Origin of the sequence: Micrococcus sp. ACRRV (assembly GCF_022346985.1) — a bacterium.
Lineage (GTDB): Bacteria > Actinomycetota > Actinomycetes > Actinomycetales > Micrococcaceae > Micrococcus > Micrococcus porci.
In genome coordinates this window covers 1-788 of record NZ_JAKRNH010000217.1, presented here as the reverse complement: position 1 = coordinate 788, position 788 = coordinate 1, and the positions used below count along the sequence as shown (strand labels likewise).

Here is a 788-nt window from a genome sequence, read left to right as displayed (position 1 = left end):
CGCCCACACCGGTGATCGTGGAATACATCGACGAGCACAAGCACGAGTTCGGTGTCGAGCCGATCTGCACCACGCTGACCGCAGCGGGCACGCAGATCGCACCGAGCACGTACTACGCCGCCAAGACACGCCGGCCCTCGGCCCGCAGTCTGCGCGATGAGCAGCTGGTCGCTCAGATCCGGCGGGTGCATGAGGCCAACTACGGGGTCTACGGGGCCCGGAAGATCCACGCGCAACTGCGGCGGGAGGGCCTGCAGGTCGCCAGGTGCACGGTCGAGCGGCTCATGCGTGCCGCAGGACTGCGCGGGATCAGCCGCGCGAAGGGCCCACGCACGACAGTGACGGGCCGGGGCCCGGATGAGCGTGAGGACCTGGTGCAGCGCGACGTCACCGCGGCCGCCCCGAACCAGCTGTGGGTCGCTGACATCACTTACTGCCGCACTTTCGCCGGGTGGGTGTACGCCGCGTTCATCATCGACGTGTTCTCCCGACGGGTCCTGGGGTGGCAGCTGTCGACGTCGTTGCGCACGGACCTGGCGCTGGACGCGTTGGAGATGGCGTTCTGGACGCGTCAGCGTGCAGGCCAAGACGTGGCCGGGCTGCGGCATCACAGCGATAAAGGAGTCCAGTACGTCGCCGTGCGCTACACCCAGCGGCTGGCCCAGGCCGGCGCAGTCGCCTCGGTCGGCTCGGCGGGGGATTCTTACGATAAGTGTCCTCGCGGAGGCGTTCAACTCGCTGTTCAAGGCCGAGCTGATCCGGAACAAGGGCCCGTTCACGTCCATCGA

General features: G+C 67.9%; 1 protein-coding gene. It reads left to right on the top strand.

Annotated elements, in window-relative coordinates:
• Positions 1-17 precede the first annotated feature (17 nt).
• A partial coding sequence (locus MHY29_RS12185) for an IS3 family transposase (protein ID WP_239241584.1) occupies positions 18-788 on the top strand: 771 nt, incomplete at its 3' end.